The organism is Polaromonas sp. P3_C2, assembly GCF_056402675.1.
Map to the genome: position 1 here is coordinate 1 of NZ_JBFUGX010000673.1, position 2,165 is coordinate 2,165.

3 protein-coding genes and 1 pseudogene are annotated in these 2,165 nt (G+C 55.7%); 1 reads left to right on the forward strand and 3 read right to left on the reverse strand.

Features of this window, described 5'->3' with window-relative positions; genetic code table 11:
- The coding region (locus AC1DWI_RS20565; RefSeq protein WP_477725618.1) for a hypothetical protein at positions 1-809 on the reverse strand (809 nt) is incomplete at its 3' end.
- A gap of 339 nt (positions 810-1,148) precedes the next feature.
- Between AC1DWI_RS20565 and AC1DWI_RS20570 the strand changes: the two genes are divergently transcribed.
- Positions 1,149-1,454: an I78 family peptidase inhibitor gene (locus tag AC1DWI_RS20570; RefSeq protein WP_477668266.1), complete on the forward strand. Its 306-nt coding sequence runs from the start codon at positions 1,149-1,151 to the stop codon at positions 1,452-1,454.
- Between the two features lie 21 nt (positions 1,455-1,475).
- Here AC1DWI_RS20570 and AC1DWI_RS20575 read toward each other — a convergent pair whose 3' ends face one another.
- Together AC1DWI_RS20575 and AC1DWI_RS20580 are read right to left on the reverse strand one after the other, a co-directional pair.
- Positions 1,476-1,703: a hypothetical protein gene (locus AC1DWI_RS20575; protein ID WP_477668267.1), complete on the reverse strand. Its 228-nt coding sequence runs from the start codon at positions 1,701-1,703 to the stop codon at positions 1,476-1,478.
- 61 nt (positions 1,704-1,764) lie between these two features.
- A pseudogene (locus AC1DWI_RS20580) lies at positions 1,765-2,165 on the reverse strand (radical SAM family heme chaperone HemW); the annotation flags it as partial.

The window sequence follows — 2,165 nt, forward strand, 5'->3', positions numbered from 1 at the left end:
CTCCACTGCCGGCGATGTGGATCGATCACCACATATTCGCCCTGTACGGTGCCAAACTGTTTCATCATCTTCAGCAATGCATCACCGTCATCTGCGTTGTCCAGATACGCTTCGCGTTTTCCTGTTTGCGTATTCTTGACCTCGAGACCTAACCATGAACAACGCCTGTCGGCTGGAACTTTGTCAGAATTGAAAAGCCGCAAAGCCAGCACTTCAGCCTCAACAGTTACATACACCTCATAAGGCAAGGCCTTGGGTTGATTAACGGGAGGGGTCGGGTCTTGTGCATATTGCACTTTGGTGACTTTGATGTCTTTGACCAGCATTTCCTGCGTGCACTTGCCGAAGGTCGGCGTCACCTCCCGCGTGGTGGTCTTACCGGCTGGCACTTTTAACTGTTCAATGCCGTAGGGCGGATAGGACTCGAAGAGAGGCCTGTATTCAATGAGATCGCTGCCGCTGGTGTAGCGAAACATGCCCTTGAAATCACGTCCAATTAAGGCCTCAATAATCGCTTTCGGCTCGTTGACTGGGCTATCGTTGGCCTGAGGGGCCGCGCTGACTGCCGCATGAAATGTGATTGCAGCAATAGCGATGCCAAGCCATGCACGATAGCCAGGAGGTGGCGGGTTGGGAACAAGGCTGTTGTCGCGGGCGTCACTTGCGCTAGCGCATTCGGCCTGAGCCAACCGTTCGCGCACGAAAATGCAAGGCCCGTCGGCAAGCAGACGGTCAGAAAAGATCTGAGCGTATCCTTCTGCGCTTTGACATGGCTTTACGCGGCCACTATTTTTGTAGCTCTCCCTCATCTCACCCCCTTGCATTTCTCTTATTTTTTACGCTCACCAGCGTTGGCTCGATTTGATGAGCTCATTTTTTCTTAGGCGTGCAATCCTACGATGCATTTCTTCGCGCACCCCTGTCAGAACTAACAGGTACGTTGTCATCGCACTACATGTACAGCGTCAGAAAGTATGAGATGTCTAACATTAATACAAAAAGGGGTCGAGGCTTGTCAAACAGCGACCGGTCAATGTCAATTGATCCCGCACCTAACTGYGTTTTCTGGTGCGGACTTTCGCTTCACCTCCACATGTAGCAGAGTATCGCGAGGTAAGCTCCAAACACTTCGACGAAAGGACCTTGCCATGCGCACGCATTTTCTCAACGCTCTTGCACTAGCGCTGCCGATAGCCCTCTCCGCGTGCGGAGGCCCCGCGGCATCAACGCCAGCATCTGCGCCGCCAAGCGGTGCTTGCAACGCCGCACCAGCCCAATTCGCCGTGGGCCGCAATGTGAGCGCAGCGCTTCAAGAAGAAGCCCGCACACGCGCCGGCACCAAAACCGTCCGGGTGCTGAAGCCCGGGCAGGTTGTGACGATGGAGTTCAATGCTGATCGGCTAAGCCTGACTGTGGATGATGCCGGGCGCGTGACGCACGTGAGCTGCGGTTAAACAAACCGCTGTGGAGGCCAGTCAGCGCTTGCGGCTTTTGGCTTCTTCTTTTTCCAGCTGCTGAAGCTGGCGCTTGCGCTTGGCCTTGTTGAGGGACTCGGGTTCTGGGGGGCGGTTGCGCAATGCTTCGGCTTCGCGGGCCTGTGATTTTTCTTTGCGCTTTTTGTCGCGGAAGTGCACAAACAGCCGGCCCAGCGCGAAGCTGACGGCGCAACTGATAACCAGAAAAATAACGGCTGGTGTTTCCATAGATTTTGTAGACGGGATGTTGCGTTGACGTTGACGTTGGCGTTGGGCGTTGACGTGGGCGCTAGTCGGCCAGAAACAATGTCTGCAGGTCGTTCAAAAAATCAAAGCCGCGCTCGGTGGGCTTGACGCGTACGAAGTCTCGTTCGATCAGGCCCTTGCGTTCGGCTTCTTCAAGGCCGCGCTGAATGGCGGTGACGGGCAGGCCGGTTTTTTCGGTGAAGTCTTGCAGCTTGAAGCCGTCGCGCAGGCGCAAGGCGTTGAGCATGAATTCGAAAGGCAGGTCGGCGCGGCTGACTTCTGTTTCTTGCGTGACGGCTTCGCCGGTCAGGGCCTTTTCCATATAGAGCTTGGGCTCGCGAAAGCGTACCTGCCGGACGACGCGGTGCGCAAAGCTGAGCTTGCTGTGGGCGCCGGCGCCTATGCCGAGGTAGTCGCCAAACTGCCAGTAGTTGAGGTTGTGAA

Excerpts from the sequence above, each read along its gene's own strand:
- AC1DWI_RS20570 (WP_477668266.1), top strand. The coding sequence starts at position 1,149 with ATGCGCACGCATTTTCTCAACGCTCTTGCACTAGCGCTGCCGATAGCC.
- AC1DWI_RS20575 (WP_477668267.1), bottom strand. The coding sequence starts at position 1,703 with ATGGAAACACCAGCCGTTATTTTTCTGGTTATCAGTTGCGCCGTCAGC.